The 20,990-nt window shown below is 43.7% G+C and carries 16 protein-coding genes, 3 tRNA genes, 3 rRNA genes and 1 pseudogene; 9 read left to right on the forward strand and 14 right to left on the reverse strand.

Translation table 11 applies throughout. The features are described from left to right. Positions 1–125: 125 nt before the first annotated feature. Positions 126–488, forward strand: coding sequence for a 6-carboxytetrahydropterin synthase QueD (gene queD / locus BDD30_RS13695; RefSeq protein WP_012776864.1), 363 nt, complete (start codon positions 126–128; stop codon positions 486–488). A gap of 45 nt (positions 489–533) precedes the next feature. Here the strand turns inward: queD and queE are convergent, their stop codons facing one another. Continuing rightward, entirely contained in the window at positions 534–1,205 is a 672-nt protein-coding gene (gene queE, locus BDD30_RS13700; protein ID WP_012776863.1) for a 7-carboxy-7-deazaguanine synthase QueE, read from the reverse strand. Positions 1,206–1,375: 170 nt separating this feature from the next. On the opposite strand from queE, the gene BDD30_RS13705 reads away from it, so the two are divergent. Beyond that, positions 1,376–2,761, forward strand: a complete 1,386-nt coding sequence (locus BDD30_RS13705; protein ID WP_012776862.1) for an amino acid permease — start codon at positions 1,376–1,378, stop codon at positions 2,759–2,761. A gap of 345 nt (positions 2,762–3,106) precedes the next feature. Here the strand turns inward: BDD30_RS13705 and BDD30_RS13710 are convergent, their stop codons facing one another. The 9 genes and pseudogenes from BDD30_RS13710 to gmhB all read right to left on the reverse strand — a co-directional run bounded on the left by BDD30_RS13710 (position 3,107) and on the right by gmhB (position 11,300). Further along, complete coding sequence (locus BDD30_RS13710) at positions 3,107–3,889, reverse strand: endonuclease/exonuclease/phosphatase family protein (RefSeq protein ID WP_012776861.1); 783 nt, start codon at positions 3,887–3,889, stop codon at positions 3,107–3,109. A gap of 88 nt (positions 3,890–3,977) precedes the next feature. After that, positions 3,978–4,749: pseudogene (locus BDD30_RS13715) on the reverse strand (IS982 family transposase). A 163-nt stretch (positions 4,750–4,912) separates the two neighbouring features. Continuing rightward, positions 4,913–4,989 (reverse strand) — tRNA-Asp (locus BDD30_RS13720). Between the two features lie 53 nt (positions 4,990–5,042). Then, positions 5,043–5,158: ribosomal RNA gene (gene rrf, locus BDD30_RS13725) — 5S ribosomal RNA — on the reverse strand. 121 nt (positions 5,159–5,279) lie between these two features. Beyond that, positions 5,280–8,301 (reverse strand): 23S ribosomal RNA (locus tag BDD30_RS13730). Between the two features lie 161 nt (positions 8,302–8,462). Next, positions 8,463–8,538: transfer RNA gene (locus BDD30_RS13735), tRNA-Ala, on the reverse strand. Between the two features lie 129 nt (positions 8,539–8,667). Continuing rightward, positions 8,668–8,744: transfer RNA gene (locus BDD30_RS13740), tRNA-Ile, on the reverse strand. Between the two features lie 69 nt (positions 8,745–8,813). Continuing rightward, positions 8,814–10,358 (reverse strand): 16S ribosomal RNA (locus tag BDD30_RS13745). The 16S, 23S and 5S rRNA genes sit together here with 3 tRNA genes alongside, the layout of an rRNA operon. A 375-nt stretch (positions 10,359–10,733) precedes the next feature. Then, positions 10,734–11,300, reverse strand: a complete 567-nt coding sequence (gene gmhB / locus BDD30_RS13750; protein WP_041381550.1) for a D-glycero-beta-D-manno-heptose 1,7-bisphosphate 7-phosphatase — start codon at positions 11,298–11,300, stop codon at positions 10,734–10,736. 194 nt (positions 11,301–11,494) lie between these two features. Between gmhB and metN the strand changes: the two genes are divergently transcribed. The 6 genes from metN to proS all read left to right on the forward strand — a co-directional run bounded on the left by metN (position 11,495) and on the right by proS (position 17,151). Further along, positions 11,495–12,526: a methionine ABC transporter ATP-binding protein MetN gene (gene metN, locus BDD30_RS13755; protein ID WP_012776857.1), complete on the forward strand. Its 1,032-nt coding sequence runs from the start codon at positions 11,495–11,497 to the stop codon at positions 12,524–12,526. Continuing rightward, positions 12,519–13,172: a methionine ABC transporter permease MetI gene (locus BDD30_RS13760; RefSeq protein WP_012776856.1), complete on the forward strand. Its 654-nt coding sequence runs from the start codon at positions 12,519–12,521 to the stop codon at positions 13,170–13,172. Before metN ends, BDD30_RS13760 begins: the two co-directional genes overlap by 8 nt. Positions 13,173–13,237: 65 nt before the next feature. Then, the gene (locus BDD30_RS13765) at positions 13,238–14,053 is read left to right on the forward strand and encodes a MetQ/NlpA family lipoprotein (protein ID WP_012776855.1); all 816 of its coding nucleotides are present in this window, start codon (positions 13,238–13,240) and stop codon (positions 14,051–14,053) included. Between the two features lie 144 nt (positions 14,054–14,197). Then, positions 14,198–14,596 (forward strand): Rcs stress response system protein RcsF, encoded by a 399-nt coding sequence (gene rcsF, locus BDD30_RS13770; protein WP_012776854.1) that lies wholly within the window; start codon positions 14,198–14,200, stop codon positions 14,594–14,596. After that, complete coding sequence (tsaA, locus tag BDD30_RS13775; protein ID WP_012776853.1) at positions 14,593–15,300, forward strand: tRNA (N6-threonylcarbamoyladenosine(37)-N6)-methyltransferase TrmO; 708 nt, start codon at positions 14,593–14,595, stop codon at positions 15,298–15,300. The genes rcsF and tsaA overlap by 4 nt, the downstream gene beginning before the upstream one ends. Positions 15,301–15,426: 126 nt before the next feature. Then, positions 15,427–17,151, forward strand: a complete 1,725-nt coding sequence (gene proS, locus BDD30_RS13780) for a proline--tRNA ligase (RefSeq protein ID WP_012776852.1) — start codon at positions 15,427–15,429, stop codon at positions 17,149–17,151. A 93-nt stretch (positions 17,152–17,244) separates the two neighbouring features. Here proS and nlpE read toward each other — a convergent pair whose 3' ends face one another. Further along, the gene (nlpE, locus tag BDD30_RS13785) at positions 17,245–17,910 is read right to left on the reverse strand and encodes an envelope stress response activation lipoprotein NlpE (RefSeq protein WP_041381547.1); all 666 of its coding nucleotides are present in this window, start codon (positions 17,908–17,910) and stop codon (positions 17,245–17,247) included. Positions 17,911–18,178: 268 nt separating this feature from the next. On the opposite strand from nlpE, the gene rof reads away from it, so the two are divergent. Then, positions 18,179–18,445: a Rho-binding antiterminator gene (gene rof, locus BDD30_RS13790; protein WP_012776850.1), complete on the forward strand. Its 267-nt coding sequence runs from the start codon at positions 18,179–18,181 to the stop codon at positions 18,443–18,445. A 33-nt stretch (positions 18,446–18,478) separates the two neighbouring features. Here the strand turns inward: rof and tilS are convergent, their stop codons facing one another. The 3 genes from tilS to accA are packed head-to-tail and all read right to left on the reverse strand — an operon-like array spanning position 18,479 to position 20,979. After that, entirely contained in the window at positions 18,479–19,807 is a 1,329-nt protein-coding gene (gene tilS, locus BDD30_RS13795; RefSeq protein WP_012776849.1) for a tRNA lysidine(34) synthetase TilS, read from the reverse strand. Further along, positions 19,807–19,986: a hypothetical protein gene (locus BDD30_RS13800; protein ID WP_147408134.1), complete on the reverse strand. Its 180-nt coding sequence runs from the start codon at positions 19,984–19,986 to the stop codon at positions 19,807–19,809. The genes tilS and BDD30_RS13800 overlap by 1 nt, the downstream gene beginning before the upstream one ends. A 33-nt stretch (positions 19,987–20,019) precedes the next feature. Continuing rightward, complete coding sequence (gene accA / locus BDD30_RS13805) at positions 20,020–20,979, reverse strand: acetyl-CoA carboxylase carboxyl transferase subunit alpha (RefSeq protein ID WP_012776848.1); 960 nt, start codon at positions 20,977–20,979, stop codon at positions 20,020–20,022. Between the last annotated feature and the right edge of the window lie 11 nt (positions 20,980–20,990).

The following is a 20,990-nucleotide window of genomic DNA, read 5'->3' on the forward strand; positions in this document are numbered from 1 at the left end:
ATATTTACAGATTTAATATATCTATAAAACAGTTAATAAGGACAATTGCAAAAAAAGGAAAAAACCAAGTTTAATTCAGAAGATCGGGTAGAATAGCGGGTTTTTTGAAGTCAGGGAGAACCACTATGAGCACAACGATTTTTAAAGACTTTCAGTTTGAAGCCGCCCACCGTCTGCCACATGTTCCAGAAGGCCATAAATGCGGACGCCTACATGGGCATTCGTTTATGGTACGGCTGGAAATTACCGGAGAGGTAGATCCTCATAGTGGCTGGATTATAGATTTTGCTGATCTAAAAGCTATTTTCAAACCTGTTTGGGAACAGTTAGATCACCAGTACCTAAATGATATTCCAGGGCTGGAAAACCCAACCAGCGAAGTACTGTCAGCCTGGATTTGGGCTAAAGTTAAACCTAAAGTTCCACAACTCAGTGCTGTTATGGTGAAAGAAACTTGTAACGCAGGCTGCATTTTCCGCGGAAAATAAAAATAAGTTACTGCACCAGGGAACCTCCAGTGCAGTAATCTCTTCTCAAGCAATATTCAGATATTTATGTGTTTGCATAGAAAGCCGCCAATTGCGGGCAATACAGGTTTCAATACATAAACGGGTAGCGTCTTCTTTCTGGCTTATCGGTTGCAATGCAATAATACGCGATGAGTTGTTATCTAATGTCGCCAATAACTCATCTAATGCCTCAATATCTCTTTCCCGTGCAACTGGATGTTTTATTTCATTAGCTCTTTGCAAAGCTTGCTGCAATACCTGATAACCACCACGCATTTTAACTTTTGGTGAAACAGTCACCCAAGTAGCAGCAGAGCATTCAACATGATACGTACCACTGGTTTCTATCTGACATTGATAGCCAAGATTTTCCAATTCTTCTGTCAAAGGAATAAGATCATAAATACAAGGCTCACCACCAGTAATCACAACATGGCGCGCGGTATATCCCTGTTGAACAAAAAGTGTCGCAATTTGCTTAGGTGATGCTTCACCCCATTCATCACTTTCATTCGTCTTCAGTAAGATTGTCTCCAACATCTGCTGCTTTTCGGCTTTTTTCTCCCAAGTATGCTTAGTATCACACCAGCTGCAACCGACCGGACACCCTTGCAGACGAATAAAAATTGCTGGGACTCCCGTGAAAAAACCCTCTCCCTGCAATGTCTGAAATATTTCGTTAATCGGGTAAAACATAAAAATCTCTGGTTTCATTAGGTAAGAGCGCATTATTGCAGATATCTATCCCGCGAACATCAATCTTTATGGTAAGGTACAGGGTTTGCTTCGCTTGGCTAACATGCAGCTCGTCGGGGCACTGTGTGCTTAAAATATATCTAGCACTGAGAAAGTGACAGGAATAAATAATGCAGAATAATGAAACTCAGCTGAAACGGGGTCTAACCGGGCGGCACATCCGCTTTATGGCATTAGGCTCCGCAATAGGCACTGGGCTGTTCTATGGCTCCGCAGCTGCTATCCAGCAAGCTGGCCCAGCCGTATTACTCGCCTATTTAATCGGCGGTGCCGCCGTATTTATGGTGATGCGTGCATTAGGTGAAATGGCTGTTCACCATCCAGTAGCCGGCTCTTTTTCACACTATGCTAGCCATTATCTCGGTCCTTTGGCCGGATTTCTGACCGGATGGAATTATATATTCGAAATGTTAATCGTCTGCCTGGCTGACGTTACTGCATTTGGTTTTTATATGAAACTTTGGTTCCCTCATGTGGAACAATGGATCTGGGTACTGAGCATTGTCTGCTTCATTGGTGCAATTAATCTTTGCCATGTAAAAATTTTTGGTGAAATGGAATTCTGGCTTTCTATTGTGAAAGTCACTGCAATTATCGCTATGATTGTTGGCGGTATGACCATTATGATATATGGATTCGGTCAACAAACAGACCACGTAACTGGCATTTCCAGCTTATGGGAATATGGTGGTTTTATGCCTAATGGCATTAGTGGTGTAATAGCTTCACTCGCTATTGTAATGTTTGCTTTTGGTGGTATTGAAGTCATTGGTATTACAGCTAGCGAAGCCAAAAATCCCGAAAAAACTATTCCAAAAGCAATCAACGCTGTTCCTTTCCGTATCCTACTATTCTACGTATTAACCTTATTTATCCTTATGTGTATTTACCCGTGGAATCAGATCGGTCAGGAAGGTAGCCCATTCGTACAAATTTTTTCTAGCCTGGGCATCAATTCCGCGGCAAATATTCTTAATATCGTCGTTATTACTGCCGCAGTTTCGGCGATTAACAGCGATATTTTTGGTGCTGGTCGTATGATGTATGGTATGGCCCAAGAAGGACAAGCACCTAAATCATTCACCAAACTGAGCCGTAATGGTGTACCATGGATGACAGTTGTCGTCATGTCAGTTGTCCTATTGGTTGGTGTTATACTCAATTATCTAATCCCAGAACAAATTTTCATTATCATTGCTTCTATCGCAACATTTGCCACTGTGTGGGTATGGCTGATGATTCTACTTTCTCAGGTTGCTATGCGTCGCAAAATGAATAATGAAGAAATTAAAACGCTAAAATTCCCTGTTCCTATGTGGCCAATAGCACCAGCGTTAACAATTATCTTTATGGTATTTGTCATTGTATTGTTAGGCTATTTCGAGAAAACCCGTATTGCATTAATTGTGGGAATTATATGGATAGTTTTATTATCAATTGCCTATCTCTTGACCATAAAGAAAAAAAAGAATTCTAAATACCATCGAACTAAATAAATAATTTATACTAATAAGTGCCAGATTATTCTGGCATTTATTTTTATCACTCTGAATATTTCTATTTAATTATTTAAATGGTAAGTTAAATTTATTTTTACAATACATAAACAATAAATAACATTAAAATATCCAAAATTTAATTTTAAACACAATATATTAAATCCCATATATAAATACAAAATTATAATAGTAGATATAATTAAGAAATTAATTTAATCTTATGAGCCATTATCTCATTATCACAAAAATAAATTATAATTTTTTCAAAAAGTTAAATTAAGTAAACATTTGCTATCAATAAAAAAATCTATTTTATAAAAAAATATTCTCAAAATAAAAATATTAATAAAAACTTACAATAAGGGGATTATGATCGGAAGCGTCGGTAGGCATAACAGTAGCATTAGCTACACTCAATTCTCGGTAAAAAATAAAATCCAACGGTCTTCCAAACACAATCGTTCGACAGTCATCAACAAAAGAAACTTCATTAAGATGCAAATATCGGGTAAACCGTTTAAGGGCATTTAATCGTTGCTTACTCCATGCATTAAAATCACCAGCCATAATTACCGGGCCATGATGTAAACGAACGTGGGCACCAATATTACTAAGTTGACGACTATATACATCTACACCAAAACTAAAATTTATCGCATGTACATTGATAACCATTAGCTGACGATTATCCTGTAAAGGGTAAACAGTAATAAGAGCTGATTTAGATAAACGCAAAAGAGGTTCTTTCTCTCTCAATGGACAACAATAAATAGGATGAGAAGTTGCTAATGTCATCACACCAGAGGGATGCTGTGGCAATACAAAGGCAGGAACTTGATCAGCTGTCAGATAATTTGAAGTAGCAAACTCAACTAAATCAGGAGTTGTTTGCGCTTCTTGTAATAAAATTAACTGGCTTCCTTTAGTTAGCTCCTTCAAAACTTCTCGCCATGAAGGCCGCTGCTGTTTATAGATATTCCAGACAACAACCCTAAGCCCATTTGTATCAGTAATTAAAGGCATTCCTACAGGCAATGACTTCCCAAGCTGATGAGCTGACATAGGAAAGACACGTTCAACAGGCTGTCCAGCGACATATCTTATTGCATAGGTTTTCTTTACCACGAGAAAAACCCCTTTAATGCACAAAGCAACTATTATTAAAACAATCTGATTTTATCAAATATAATAAGATAATTAACCCGAATTCTGTTTAAGCCATCACTGGCAAATCGTCTTCTGAGTAGAAAACTTTCAGTGATGGTTTTTTTAATTTAAGGCAGTAAGCAATCACACCACCTAAAACGGTCAACAGAAATCCTGTTATACTTCGGTGGAGCGAATGCTCTATTTGAGAAAGGGTTTTTAATTGCCCATTAATCGTTTCGATGATAAAACGCCTTGATAACATGATCTTATCCCACTCTGCCAGCATACGCGCTTTCATGTTACGACGTTTCTGCGTGATGAAAGTGACACCCGTTTTGGCCAAATCGTCTGCCAGTTCCTGGCTGAGATAACCTTTATCTCCATAGAGAGAACCCGTTAATTCTTTTGTTAATTCGCGAACCGGTTCCCGATCATCCACATTACCCGCAGTCACTTTCAGCGCCAGAATTTCGCCCAGAGGGTTAACAACCAGGTGTAACTTGAAGCCGTAAAACCATCCCATTGAGGTTTTTCCTCATTTTGTGCTCCCTTCAAAAACCTAATGACGGGCAATGCGGATGTTATGGCAAATAGCAGAGCAAGGCGGGAAAATCCTTGTGGTGATATTTCCAAAGATGCTCCAGATAAAAATGTTTAAAATCCCGGTAATGTGACAGATGAAAGAGGATCAGGATAGCCATAATTTCACTGGGATACATGCGACCTTGTCGGCGGCGTAGACGGTATCCGTTATCAAGACAAAACTGCGTCCACAGAGGGATGAAAAAACGGCAAAAATCGTCGACATCGCAGAAAATTTCCACTAACTTATCCATAGCCTGTTCCTCCCCGGAGCTGTTTTCGGCGTTCACCAAAACTTTGCTCCCGGAACAGGCTTCTCGTCAATTTTTTATCCAGAACTCAGGTTAATTATTGATTTTAATATTTATAAACAAAAAAACCCTGAGATTTCTCTCAGGGTTTCCTTTGGAAATTAGGTGGCGGTGCGGACGGGGCTCGAACCCGCGACCCCCGGCGTGACAGGCCGGTATTCTAACCAACTGAACTACCGCACCACCGAATTCCTTGTGTCCTATGTTGCTACCACAACACAAAACGCTAATTTCAAGCCTGGCAGTGTCCTACTCTCGCATGGGGAAGCCCCACACTACCATCGGCGCTACGGCGTTTCACTGCTGAGTTCGGCATGGGGTCAGGTGGGACCACCGCGCTATCGCCGCCAGGCGTATTCTGTTTTACTCCGACCGTTGCGACGCTCTCTGCCGCAACCACCGGAACCAATCTCTGAACAAGCTGAAATTCATCTCTCTTCCGTCTTCTGACACCAAAACACCTTCGGCGTTGTAAGGTTAAGCCGCTCGGTTCATTAGTACTGGTCAGCTCAATGCATCGCTGCACTTACACACCCAGCCTATCCACGTCTTCGTCTTAAACGTTCCTTCCGTGACTCAAGTCAAGGGAAGACTCATCTCAAGGCAAGTTTCCCGCTTAGATGCTTTCAGCGGTTATCTCTCCCGCACTTAGCTACCGGGCTATGCCATTGGCATGACAACCCGTACACCAGCGGTGCGTCCACTCCGGTCCTCTCGTACTAGGAGCAGCCCCTTTCAATCTTCCTACGCCCACGGCAGATAGGGACCGAACTGTCTCACGACGTTCTAAACCCAGCTCGCGTACCACTTTAAATGGCGAACAGCCATACCCTTGGGACCCACTTCAGCCCCAGGATGTGATGAGCCGACATCGAGGTGCCAAACACCGCCGTCGATATGAACTCTTGGGCGGTATCAGCCTGTTATCCCCGGAGTACCTTTTATCCGTTGAGCGATGGCCCTTCCATTCAGAACCACCGGATCACTAAGACCTACTTTCGTACCTGCTCGAGCCGTCACTCTCGCAGTCAAGCCAGCTTATGCCTTTGCACTAACCTCACGATGTCCGACCGTGATTAGCCAACCTTCGTGCTCCTCCGTTACTCTTTGGGAGGAGACCGCCCCAGTCAAACTACCCACCAGACACTGTCCTCAGCCCGGTTCACGGGCCCAAGTGAGAACATCGAACATTCAAGGGTGGTATTTCAAGGTCGGCTCCATGCAGACTGGCGTCCACACTTCCTAGCCTCCCACCTATCCTACACATCAAGGCTCCATGTTCAGTGTCAAGCTATAGTAAAGGTTCACGGGGTCTTTCCGTCTTGCCGCGGGAACACTGCATCTTCACAGCGAGTTCAATTTCACTGAGTCTCGGGTGGAGACAGCCTGGCCATCATTACGCCATTCGTGCAGGTCGGAACTTACCCGACAAGGAATTTCGCTACCTTAGGACCGTTATAGTTACGGCCGCCGTTTACTGGGGCTTCGATCAAGAGCGTCGCCTTGCGGCTAACCCCATCAATTAACCTTCCAGCACCGGGCAGGCGTCACACCGTATACGTCCACTTTCGTGTTTGCACAGTGCTGTGTTTTTAATAAACAGTTGCAGCCAGCTGGTCTCTGCGACTGGCTTCAGCTCCAGAGGTCAACTCCTTCACCTAATGCCAGCGTGCCTTCTCCCGAAGTTACGGCACCATTTTGCCTAGTTCCTTCACCCGAGTTCTCTCAAGCGCCTGAGTATTCTCTACCTGACCACCTGTGTCGGTTTGGGGTACGATTCAATATGACCTGATGCTTAGAGGCTTTTCCTGGAAGCCGGGCATCAACCACTTCACCGCCGTAGCGGCTCGTCATCACGCCTCAGTGTTCACAGAAGAGCGGATTTGCCTGCTCCTCCCACCTACCCGCTTAAACCGGGACAACCGTCGCCCGGATGGCCTAGCCTTCTCCGTCCCCCCTTCGCAGTCACATTCAGTACAGGAATATTAACCTGTTTCCCATCAGCTACGCTTTTCAGCCTCACCTTAGGGGTCGACTCACCCTGCCCCGATTAACGTTGGACAGGAACCCTTGGTCTTCCGGCGAGCGGGTTTTTCACCCGCTTTATCGTTACTTATGTCAGCATTCGCACTTCTGATACCTCCAGCAGGCCTCACGGCGCCACCTTCCACGGCTTACAGAACGCTCCCCTACCCAGCGACACTTACGTGTCGCTGCCGCAGCTTCGGTGCATGGTTTAGCCCCGTTACATCTTCCGCGCAGGCCGACTCGACCAGTGAGCTATTACGCTTTCTTTCAATGATGGCTGCTTCTAAGCCAACATCCTGGCTGTCTGGGCCTTCCCACATCGTTTCCCACTTAACCATGACTTTGGGACCTTAGCTGGCGGTCTGGGTTGTTTCCCTCTTCACGACGGACGTTAGCACCCGCCGTGTGTCTCCCGTGATACCATTCTTCGGTATTCGCAGTTTGCATCGGGTTGGTAAGCCGGGATGGCCCCCTAGCCGAAACAGTGCTCTACCCCCGAAGATGAACTCACGAGGCGCTACCTAAATAGCTTTCGGGGAGAACCAGCTATCTCCCGGTTTGATTGGCCTTTCACCCCCAGCCACAAGTCATCCGCTAATTTTTCAACATTAGTCGGTTCGGTCCTCCAGTTAGTGTTACCCAACCTTCAACCTGCCCATGGCTAGCTCACCGGGTTTCGGGTCTATACCCTGCAACTCATTTCGCCCAGTTAAGACTCGGTTTCCCTGCGGCTCCCCTATCCGGTTAACCTTGCTACAGAATATAAGTCGCTGACCCATTATACAAAAGGTACGCAGTCACCCCACCCCAAAACGCTCCACTGCTTGATTGTTGTGTTGGGCGTCGCTACCGCTCCGCCAACCGCGCATCAGTGATGCCGTTACGCATTTTGTGCACCACGCAAAGCGAAACGCTTTGGTGGTGGGGCTCCCACTGCTTGTACGTACACGGTTTCAGGGTCTCTTTCACTCCCCTCACCGGGGTTCTTTTCGCCTTTCCCTCACGGTACTGGTTCACTATCGGTCAGTCAGGAGTATTTAGCCTTGGAGGATGGTCCCCCCATATTCAGACAGGCTTTCTCGTGTCCCGCCTTACTCGTCGAACTCACAGCCACCCCCACTTCAAGTACGGGGCTATCACCCGCTATCGCCGGCCTTTCCAGACCGTTCCTCTGAGACGGTGGCTGATGCTGGTTCTGGGCTCCTCCCCGTTCGCTCGCCGCTACTGGGGGAATCTCGGTTGATTTCTTTTCCTCGGGGTACTGAGATGTTTCAGTTCCCCCGGTTCGCCTCATTAACCTATGGATTCAGTTAATGATAGTGCACCGCAGTGCACTGGGTTTCCCCATTCGGACATCGCCGGCTTATCACGCTTCATATCAGCTCACCGACGCTTTTCGCAGATTAGCACGTCCTTCATCGCCTCTGACTGCCTAGGCATCCACCGTGTACGCTTATTCGCTTAACCTCACAACCCGAAACTGTCTCGGATTGTGCAGCTTGAGAGACTCGTCAATAATACCTCGGTGATATTATCAACAGTTTCAATTTTTCAGCTTGTTCCAGATTGTTAAAGAGCAAAATAATTCGCAGCATACTGTCACCAATATACTCTGAACTAGTTTCATATGGTGGAGCTAAGCGGGATCGAACCGCTGACCTCCTGCGTGCAAGGCAGGCGCTCTCCCAGCTGAGCTATAGCCCCATACAGAAAAATGCCGTTACCGTCTATCTGACCAACTCGCTTAGCCGCCGGGTATTTCAACGCGAGTAACGCAGTGTGCGCGAGCACATGAGTCACGCAGCGTTTGGAAGACCCTAGGATAAGTAGAGTTGGTAGGCCTGAGTGGACTTGAACCACCGACCTCACCCTTATCAGGGGTGCGCTCTAACCACCTGAGCTACAAGCCTATCGCGATAACGTCATTCTCTTCTTTCATCAGACAATCTGTGTGAGCACTGCACTCAACGCATCTCAGGTAAGGAGGTGATCCAACCGCAGGTTCCCCTACGGTTACCTTGTTACGACTTCACCCCAGTCATGAATCACAAAGTGGTCAGCGCCCCCCTCGCGGTTAGGCTACCGACTTCTTTTGCCACCCACTCCCATGGTGTGACGGGCGGTGTGTACAAGGCCCGGGAACGTATTCACCGTAGCATGCTGATCTACGATTACTAGCGATTCCGACTTCATGGAGTCGAGTTGCAGACTCCAATCCGGACTACGACAGACTTTGTGTGTTCCGCTTGCTCTCGCGAGGTCGCTTCACTTTGTATCCGCCATTGTAGCACGTGTGTAGCCCTACTCGTCAGGGCCATGATGACTTGACGTCATCCCCACCTTCCTCCGGTTTATCACCGGCAGTCTCCTTTGAGTTCCCACCTCAACGTGCTGGCAACAAAGGATAAGGGTTGCGCTCGTTGCGGGACTTAACCCAACATTTCACAACACGAGCTGACGACAGCCATGCAGCACCTGTCTCAGAGCTCCCGAAGGCACAACCTCATCTCTGAGGTCTTCTCTGGATGTCAAGAGTAGGTAAGGTTCTTCGCGTTGCATCGAATTAAACCACATGCTCCACCGCTTGTGCGGGCCCCCGTCAATTCATTTGAGTTTTAACCTTGCGGCCGTACTCCCCAGGCGGTCGATTTAACGCGTTAGCTCCGGAAGCCACAGCTCTAGGCCACAACCTCCAAATCGACATCGTTTACAGCGTGGACTACCAGGGTATCTAATCCTGTTTGCTCCCCACGCTTTCGCACCTGAGCGTCAGTCTTCGTCCAGGGGGCCGCCTTCGCCACCGGTATTCCTCCACATCTCTACGCATTTCACCGCTACACATGGAATTCTACCCCCCTCTACGAGACTCTAGCCAACCAGTCTTAGATGCCATTCCCAGGTTGAGCCCGGGGATTTCACATCTAACTTAATTGACCGCCTGCGTGCGCTTTACGCCCAGTCATTCCGATTAACGCTTGCACCCTCCGTATTACCGCGGCTGCTGGCACGGAGTTAGCCGGTGCTTCTTCTGCGGGTAACGTCAAAATTTAACCCTCTTCAGGCCAAACCCTTCCTCCCCGCTGAAAGTACTTTACAACCCGAAGGCCTGCTTCATACACGCGGCATGGCTGCATCAGGCTTGCGCCCATTGTGCAATATTCCCCACTGCTGCCTCCCGTAGGAGTCTGGGCCGTGTCTCAGTCCCAGTGTGGCTGGTCATCCTCTCAGACCAGCTAGGGATCGTCGCCTAGGTAGGCCATTACCCTACCTACTAGCTAATCCCATCTGGGTTCATCCGAGGGCGTGAGGCCCTTTCAGGTCCCCCACTTTGGTCTCGCGACATCATGCGGTATTAGCCACCGTTTCCAGTGGTTATCCCCCGCCCTCGGGCAGATCCCCAGACATTACTCACCCGTCCGCCGCTCGTCAGCAAAAGCGCAAGCGCTTTCCTGTTACCGCTCGACTTGCATGTGTTAGGCCTGCCGCCAGCGTTCAATCTGAGCCATGATCAAACTCTTCAATTTAAAGTTTGATGCTCAAAGAATCGTCCTGTTAGTTCGTAATGAATTAACTGCTGTTCACTCTTCAAGACTTTAAAACGTATTTTTTGTGATACCGTCTTGTGAGTGCCCACACAGATTGTCTGATTAATTGTTAAAGAGCAGGCCAAATCAAAAATTAATATTCTCGGTCAGCCGGGCTGCGTATATTACGCTTTCCGCCCGCAGAGTCAAGCCCTTATTGGCTTTTCTCTGCCTGGCCTGACAACGTTTATCAGCGTTGTGTCGGTCAGTGGTGGCGCATTATAGGGCGTTTTTCCGCGCTGGCAAGTGTTTATTTGCAAAAAACTTTCGACAGCGGATTTTTTCAACAAAACGATGATATAAAGCACAAAAATCCTATTTTTTGATGTCTTTAATCACTTTAGGCAAGTCTACTAAGCTATTTATTATCAAATCAGCTGCTTGTTCAACTTCATGAGTAACTGGTTTACCTGTACGAACTAATACTTTAGTACCAACTTTTGCTTCCGTTGCTGCTTGCATATCTTCCAGTTTGTCACCAACCATAAAAGAAGCACTCATATCAATATTAAGCTCTTCCTGTGCTTCCAGAAGCATACCTGGTTGTGGTTTACGACAATCACAACTCTTCTTATATTGTTCTTCAGTCGCATCTGGATGATGAGGACAATAATAGATACCGTCCAAATCTACCCCACGGTCTGCCAGTGACCAATCCATCCATTCTGTCAGTTGCAAAAATTGCTCTTCATTGAAAATGCCGCGGGCAATGCCCGACTGGTTTGTAACTAATACCAGTGCATACCCCATTCTTTTCAATTCAATCATGGCTTCAATTACACCATCAATAAATTGAAAACTATCTATTTCATGCACATAACTATGATCGATATTTATTGTTCCGTCACGATCTAAAAATACAGCAGGAATACTTTGCGTCACCCGATTGCTCCAAAAATGTAAGAAGGCTTCAGTATCGCATGATTTAGCCATGAATGAGAATGCAGCAATTAATTTATTCCCGGTTGACTTAGCCGTCTAGACACCTTAACATCCAATTCAACGGGTGGTTTGTTTTTTCAAAAATGTTCAAGCTATCAATTTCGAATTTTTATAAGAATAAATAAAGAATAAAAATGATAAAACTGTCTCATATCAACAAAATATTCCAGCAAGGTGCCCGTTCTATCAAAGCACTTTCAGATATCAGTCTACATGTCCCACAAGGGCAAATTTATGGTGTCATCGGCTCATCGGGTGCGGGTAAAAGTACACTAATTCGCTGTGTGAATATGCTTGAACGCCCAACTTCCGGGCAAGTACTGGTTGATGGCCAAGATCTTACTATCCTATCTGATAGTGATTTAACCCACGCACGCCGTCGGATCGGCATGATTTTCCAACACTTCAATTTGCTGTCTTCGAGAACAGTTTTTGGCAATATAGCCTTACCTTTAGAATTAGATAATGTTCCAAAGACTGAGATCAAAAAGCGAGTAGACGAGTTATTAGAACTTGTTGGTCTTGCAGATAAACATGATGCTTATCCTGCAAATTTATCTGGCGGACAAAAACAACGTGTTGCTATTGCCCGCGCTTTAGCTAATTCACCTAAAGTACTTTTATGTGATGAAGCAACCAGCGCTCTAGATCCAGCAACAACGCGTTCTATTCTAGAATTATTGAAAGACATTAATCGTCGTCTGGGTCTAACTATTCTATTGATCACACACGAAATGGATGTCGTCAAACGGATTTGCGACCAAGTCGCGGTTATCAGCGGTGGACAGTTGATTGAGCAGGATATAGTCAGCGAAGTGTTCTCTCATCCCAAAACACCTATCGCTCAAGCATTTATTCAATCAACTTTGCATCTGGATATCCCGGAAGATTATGTACAAAAAATGCAAAGCAACCCAGCACCAGATCTTAGCCCGCTACTGAAATTAGAGTTCACCGGTCAATCTGTAGACGCGCCACTGATTTCAATGTCGGTACGCCGTTTTAATATCGATATGAACATATTAAGTTCTCAAATTGACTATGCTGGCGGCGTTAAATTTGGTGTGATGTTGGCTGAATTGCACGGTGAAAATGGTAGTGTCGAATCAACAATTAAGTTTTTACAAGATCATCATGTGAAAGTGGAGGTTCTCGGTTATGTCTGAAGGAATGATTTTATTGCTAGTTAAAGGCGTCTGGGAAACTCTAGTAATGACTTTTGTTTCTGGTTTTTTTGGTTTTATTATCGGGCTGCCAATAGGCGTATTATTATATGTCACCCGTCCGGGTCAGATTATGGAAAGCAATAAACTCTATCGTTTTCTTTCCGCGATAGTTAATATTTTCCGTTCTATCCCGTTTATTATTTTACTGGTTTGGATGATTCCCTTTACCAGATTAATTATGGGAACATCTATCGGTTTACAGGCGGCCATTGTTCCGTTAACTATAGGTGCAGCGCCATTTATTGCTCGTATGGTGGAAAATGCTTTATTAGAAATTCCATCAGGATTAATTGAAGCAGCTCGCGCAATGGGAGCAACTCCATTCCAGATTGTGAAGAAAATTCTGTTACCTGAAGCATTACCAAGTTTACTCAATGCAGCCACTATTACTTTGATAACTTTAGTAGGTTATTCCGCAATGGGAGGTGCTGTAGGTGCAGGCGGTTTAGGCCAAATTGGCTACCAATATGGTTATACCGGCTATAATGCAACAGTAATGAATACCGTATTAGTGTTGCTGGTTATTTTAGTTTACTTAATTCAACTAGGTGGTGACCGTTTAGTTAAAGCCACAACACGTAAATAATAAAATTATTTTAATAACAGCACTGACATCAGTGCTAATAAATCAGTATTCAATAGGGGTAAAATATGTCTGTTAAATTAAAAACTATCGCAACTATCAGCGCCCTTTTAGGTTCATTAATCTTGGTTGGTTGTGGTCAGGAAAAACGAGATCCAAATCATATTAAAGTAGGCGTTATCGTTGGTGCAGAACAGGAAGTTGCTGAGATTGCAAAAAAAGTAGCTAAAGACAAATATGGTCTTGATGTAGAATTGGTAACTTTTAATGATTTTGTACTACCAAACGAAGCTCTGAGCAAAGGTGATATTGATCTAAATGCATACCAACACAAACCATATTTGGATCAACAAATCAAAGATCGTAGTTATAAACTAGTCACTGTTGGCAACTCTTTTGTTTATCCAATTGCTGGTTATTCCAAAAAAATCAAATCGCTGGATGAATTACAGGATGGTTCTCAAATCGCACTACCAAGTGATCCAACGAACTTAGGCCGTTCTTTATTGTTGTTACAGAAGCAAGACCTAATCAAACTGAAAGATGACATAGGCTTATTGCCAACAATTTTAGACATTGTTGAAAATCCTAAAAACCTAAAATTAGTTGAACTGGAAGCCCCTCAATTACCACGTTCACTGGACGATCAAAAAATTGCTCTGGCAATTATTAATACGACGTATGCAAGCCAGATTGGCCTGACTCCGGCAAAAGATGGTTTATTTGTTGAAGATAAAGACTCTCCATATGTAAACCTACTTGTTAGCCGTGAAGATAATAAAGATGCCGAAAATGTTAAAAAATTCGTTAAAGCCTATCAATCTGACGAAGTTGACGAAGCTGCTAATAAGATCTTTAATGGTGGTGCAGTGAAAGGTTGGTAATCTTTCATATTGCTCTCATCAATATTAGAATAATCAGGCGGACAGATTGTCCGCCTGATATGTTATGACATCATATTTTCGATACATTTTTACTAACCTGATCGATTAACTTAACTCTAATTATCACAATTCAAGGGGTTATTAATGCGTTGGCTACTTGTTCCTTTATTAGTACTGTTCATAGCAGGATGTTCAATGCAACAGACAACTTTTACTGATTCTTCCCAGTTATCGGATATGAGACTCAAAAAACTACCAACCGAAGAAAAAGGGAACCTTTCTTCATCCGTAAAGTTATATACCAAGAGTGAAGAATTATTAGGTACCCCATTTAAAGATTTAGGGATTGTCTCTGGTCAATCATGCCGTAATTCGTTACAAGACCCACCAGCTAATATCACCATAGCGCGTAACCAGATGATAATGAAAGCCACTTATTTGAATGCTAACGCCGTTTTATTACATCAATGCGAAATGTTATCAGGTCAAGGATGCTACCAGATAGCAATATGCGAAGGTTCAGCTCTGCTTATTACCCAATGACCGACTTTCATTTCACACAAATAGGGGTTATTCACTCCCCTTATAAAGAGAAATTTGCTGTTCCCCGACAACCAGGTCTTATTAAAGATGGCGGCGGGAAATTAGTCCTTCTTCCGCCTTATAATCAGCCAGATGCAATTCGAGGGTTGGAACAATTCAGTCATCTATGGGTGATTTTTATTTTCCACCAAACAATGGAAGGCGGATGGAAGCCAATGGTGCGCCCTCCCCGTTTAGGTGGTAATGCAAAAATGGGTGTATTAGCAACCCGTTCAACTTTCCGGCCAAATCCAATTGGTATGTCTCTGATTGAGCTTAAAGGAATTAAATGCACAAAAGGTAACGTGACTCTAGAACTGGGTAGCATGGATTTAGTTGACGGTACCCCTGTTATTGATATCAAGCCTTATCTGCCTTTCGCTGAGTGTCAGCCACATGCAATAGCAGGTTTTGCTCAGGAAGCGCCTCCTGCTGATATGGATGTGATATTTTCACCTGCCGCTGAACAGCAGCTCATCTTGATTCAAAGCACTTACCCGAATTTACGCCGATTTATCAGTCAGGTTCTAGCTCAAGATCCTCGCCCTGCTTACCGTAGAGAAGAATCGAAAAATCGGGAATATGCTGTTCATTTGCTAAATTTTAATGTGCGCTGGAAAGTTTGTGGCACACTTACCGAAGTGGTTTCCATAGAATCCCGCTAAAAATCAGCATATACCCTTTTGGCATCTTAAACTCACTGGTAGACTAAAGGTTTATTTTCACTATTTTATTGGCTGGCAAATTTTTGCCAGTCAGAAGCAATTTGCTGCTCTAATGGAACCCTAATAATGCGCACTAGCCAATATCTGCTCTCTACATTAAAAGAGACTCCCGCCGATGCAGAAGTTGTCAGCCATAAACTGATGCTTCGTGCAGGCATGATCCGTAAGCTCGCTTCGGGCCTATATAATTGGATGCCTACAGGTATCCGCGTACTAAAAAAAGTCGAAAAAATTGTTCGTGAAGAAATGAACAATGCTGGAGCGATTGAGATATCTATGCCTGTAGTGCAGCCAGCAGATTTATGGCAGGAAAGTGGTCGCTGGGAACAATACGGCCCAGAATTACTGCGTTTTGCTGATCGAGGGGATCGCCCTTTTGTATTGGGTCCAACCCATGAAGAGGTTGTCACTGATTTAATCCGCAATGAAGTCAGCTCATATAAACAGTTACCACTGACTTTGTTCCAGATCCAGACTAAATTCCGCGACGAAGTTCGACCTCGTTTTGGCGTAATGCGCTCGCGTGAGTTCCTGATGAAAGATGCTTACTCTTTCCATACTACCCAGGAATCATTACAAGAAACTTATGACAATATGTACGAAGCCTACAGCAAAATCTTTACCCGCATCGGTTTGGATTTCCGTGCTGTCCTGGCTGATACTGGTTCTATCGGCGGTAGTGCTTCCCATGAATTTCAGGTCTTAGCTGCCAGTGGGGAAGATGATATCGTTTTCTCAACAGAGTCTAATTATGCAGCTAATATTGAATTGGCTGAAGCTGTTGCTCCTGCTTATGATCGCGCTGCACCAGCAGAAGATATGTATCTTGTTGATACCCCGAATGCAAAAACAATTGCTGAACTAGTTGAACAATTCAATCTACCAATTGAAAAAACCGTTAAGACTCTGATTGTTCACGCTGCTGAAGATACAGGCCATAAATTAATTGCCTTACTGGTTCGTGGCGACCATGAACTTAATGGAATCAAAGCAGAAAAATTACCTTTGGTTGCCAGTCCCTTAACTTTTGCCACAGAAGAAGAAATTCGCACAATCGTTGGAGCCGGTCCAGGCTCATTAGGCCCCGTCAATCTGCCAATGCCAGTTATCATTGACCACAGTGTGGCAGTGATGAGTGACTTTGGCGCCGGGGCCAATATTGATGATAAGCACTATTTCGGTATCAATTGGGAACGTGATCTACCAATACCAGAAATTGCTGATATCCGTAATGTTGTTGAAGGTGATGCCAGCCCAGATGGTAAAGGTACATTGCTCATCAAACGTGGTATTGAAGTTGGTCATATATTCCAACTCGGTACAAAATATTCTGATGCAATGAAAGCAACCGTTCAAGGAGAAGACGGCCATAACCAGATCATCACTATGGGTTGTTATGGTATTGGTGTTACCCGTATTGTCGCAGCAGCGATTGAACAGAATCACGATAATCGCGGTATCATTTGGCCTGATGCAATTGCACCATTCCAGGTTGCTATTTTGCCGATGAATATGCACAAATCATATCGTGTGAAAGAAATTGCAGAGAAACTGTATGCTGATCTGCGCGCCTGCGGTATTGATGTTATTTTTGACGATCGGAAAGAGCGCCCAGGCGTGATGTTCGCTGATATGGAACTTATTGGCGTACCACACACTATAGTTATTGGTGACCGTAATCTGGATAGCGGAGAAGTAGAATATAAATATCGTCGCTGTGATGACAAACAGATGCTAAAACTAGATTGCGTTGTTGACCATCTGAAACAACAACTTGGTTTTATTAATTAGAGTTATTACAACAACTCATTGAACAGTATGGTGATAATGGTCAGATCACTAAGATAGAGTAGCCATTATCACCATCAAATACTGAAACTAGAATTATTTCTTCATATTACAAGATTTCGATTTATCGAAATGGATTTTACCCGTCTGAATTAAGGCTGGATCAAATTGTCCATCTTCCATTGAAGGTCGAACGCTGTAATAACCTTCAACTTCAACATAAACTGGCGTTCCTCCTTCTACGCCAACTTGATGATAGCCTCGCTCCAAATCCAAACTTTCCGTTACGGCATACTGCTTACCTGTATTACAATCAGTAAATGAAGCAGCATCAGCCATGTAACTGTATTCGCCAATCAGTTTCTTCGGTTTTACCCGTTTCAGCTCATAGTTGAATTGTGATTCAATTGGATTACCTTCAATATCCAACATCACCAAGTTTCCACCTTTCGACAGATAGTAATATTTTTGATTATCTGATTTTGTCAGGCGAATTTTTTCTCCATTTTTCACCCATTGACCGGATTCAAAGAATGATTGATCACCATCACGGGTACCAAGGTAAGTTTGTTCCAGAATATAACTACCATCACCATCCAATAACAGAGTGGTATCAATACCAGAACAATCAGCACAAGGAAGAACCCCCTGAAAAGTTTGATCTACTGGCTGTGAACTTGTTTGTTGTGGCAAGTTACCTTTACATCCTATCAAAGTACATACGCTCACAGCAGCTAACGTTGCCAAAAGTTTTTTATTCACATTTATCTCCAAACAGTATAATGGGCTTTGTGACTCGCCCTTTTAAAGGCGTTGCCCAATGATAGCGAAATGATCTGATTTTAATACTTTTGTCAGGAACTTACTGTGAAATCAAACTTTTATTTACTTACTGTTCAAAGGAAACAGCCAGAGTTATTCATTAATCACGACTGATTTCCTGTGCTATAGTCATTAATAGTGCTTTTGAGTTACAATTTTAACAACCACAGGCGGCAATAACCGCCACTAACCATAGTGGTGAGCAAATATGTCTATAAATACTGAATATCAACCAATTAACTGTGACGACTATGATAACCTTGAGTTAGCTTGCCAACATCAACTCCACCTACACATAAAGTTGCGAGGGGGTGAACTTATTGAAGGAAAAGCCTGTGATTTGGTTTTAAGGAAAAAAGTTGAATACCTGATAATCGAAACAGAAGACAACCCCCGTGAATTACGGTTGGATTATATTGCCAGTTTCAGTAATCCTAAAATTGGTACTGTTATTATTCAACACTCCGAATCCTGAATACAAAATAGCCGCCAAAGGCGGCTTAACTTGTTATTCTAACAGCGTTTTATTCCAATGAATTGTCAATATTTCCTGCCCTTCTACCACTTCGCCTTCTTTAGTGACAAAAATACCTAATGCAGCCATCAGTTGTTCATTGTAATAAAGCAATGGAATTCGCTCTCTAAGCCACGGAGCAACCCCAAACTCTTGCCACAATTTCTTACTGTGCCGAGAGTGTTGACGGCCTACAATACTCATCATTCCTTGAACACCAAAACGGATAGTCACCCGCTCATTATCAGTTGGAGCTCTAACTTTAACACCGCAATCAGAAATATTCAGTTTTCCTAAGCTATCCGGTAATAACAAAGTGTTGCAAATATCCCATTCAATAACAATGCCTCTCAAAGGTTGCAATTGAGGAACCAGCCAAAGTTTTTGCTTGTAACGACGTACATCATGCTGACCAAATTGTAGCCTAGGCTCAGCATCAGTGCGGGCAAGAGCCACCTCATACCAAAGCCTACAAAGCTGCTCTCGCGAAGGCATTTTCATACCATGAAAACCAAACCAGCGACGCAGCAAAGCATTTCGTTTAACTTCTGAATACCCATCTAAAGGCGAAATAGCCAGAGCACCATCCTGAGCTATCAATTTTTTCAGCGATTCATTCAATAACTCATCAAGAAGTTGCTCTTGCTCACCACATAAGTTTGCACTACGTGCGACAGACTGTGGAAAATACGGCCAGCGTTGATTCAGTAACGGCATAATATGTAAACGCAGAAAATTTCGATCATAGCGATCATCTTGATTACTGTCGTCTTCAATCCAATTTAGACAGTGTTCATTGGCATATATTTCTAGTTCATTCCGGCTATAACCAAGTAACGGGCGCAGCAATAATGTATCGGCAAATACCGCGATTGGAGGCATAGAAGCAAGACCAGCCGGGCCACTACCACGCTTTAATGCCAATAAAAAAGTTTCTGCCTGATCATCAAGATGCTGAGCTGTTACCAGAATTTCATCTTTTTGTAATTCACGCTTAAATACCTGATATCGGGCGTCACGAGCAGCAGCTTCAATACCTTTTTGGCGCGCATCTATCGTTACTTTTTCAAAAAAGAATTCAACTTGCCAATCATCACAAATCTGTTGGCAATGTTTAACCCATTGATCTGCTTTTATGTTTAAACCGTGGTGAATATGAATTGCTCTTAATTGAACATTCTGATTGTATTGATTGCGCCAATTAACCAGCAAATAAAGCAAAACTGAGGAATCTAACCCACCACTGAACCCAACCAATATTTTCTTATGTTCACCAAGCTGTTTAGTCAAAGTGACAAATAGCCGCTCATCAATGTTTGTCATTACAAATTCAAGAGTTCCTTAGCTTGCAACAATATGAATTGATTACCATCAACTTTATTAAGCTTAAAACTACTGCTAGTCAGATAACATTTCCCGCTATTTTCATTAAGAATATAAAATGGCAAAAAAGCAAATACAACAAGGGATGAAGGTGATTGAAATTCATTGATTCCAGCCACTTCCATCCCCTATTCAAATGGTTAATTCAGATATCAACAATAACCATATTGCATCAGGCGCTGATATCGGCGGTTAATCAATTCTTCAGATGCCAAATGATCAAGATCGGCCAGATCAATCAACAACTGAGCCTTCAATGATGCTGATATTGCTTCGTAATCACGATGAGCACCACCTAATGGTTCCGAGATCACGGTATCGATCAATTCCAACTCTTTCAAACGAGGTGCGGTGATCCCCATCGCTTCCGCCGCTAAAGGTGCTTTCTCCGCACTTTTCCACAAAATTGAGGCGCAACCTTCCGGGGAGATAACAGAATAAGTGCTGTATTGCAGCATATTCACTTTATCACCGACACCAATCGCCAAAGCACCACCAGAGCCACCTTCACCGATTACAGTACAAATAACAGGCACAGACAAACGAGACATCTCACGAAGGTTGCGGGCAATAGCCTCAGACTGACCACGTTCTTCTGCACCAACACCAGGATATGCTCCTGGAGTATCAATGAAAGTGATAATTGGCAGTTTAAAACGATCTGCCATCTCCATCAAACGTAAAGCCTTGCGGTAGCCTTCTGGCGCTGGCATACCGAAATTACGGCGAATTTTTTCTTTAGTTTCACGGCCTTTTTGATGACCAATAATCATCACCGGACGCCCATCAATACGAGCCAAACCACCAACAATCGCTTTATCATCAGCATAAGCGCGATCACCCGCCAACTCTTCAAAATCAGTAAAAATATGCTGAATATAGTCCAACGTATAAGGACGACGTGGGTGACGTGCTAGCTGAGCAACCTGCCAAGCCCCTAAATCTGAAAAGATTTTGCGAGTCAATTCCAAACTCTTTTCCCGCAAGCGTTGTACTTCTTCATCCAGATTTATATCTAATTTTTCATCTTGACGGCTAACTGCGGTTAGCGAATCAATTTTCGCTTCCAGCTCGGCAATCGGCTGTTCAAATTCAAGAAAATTCAGACTCATAACATTCCTAT

The sequence above is a fragment of the Photorhabdus asymbiotica genome (assembly GCF_003634575.1).
In the GTDB taxonomy this organism is placed as follows: Bacteria; Pseudomonadota; Gammaproteobacteria; order Enterobacterales; family Enterobacteriaceae; genus Photorhabdus; species Photorhabdus asymbiotica.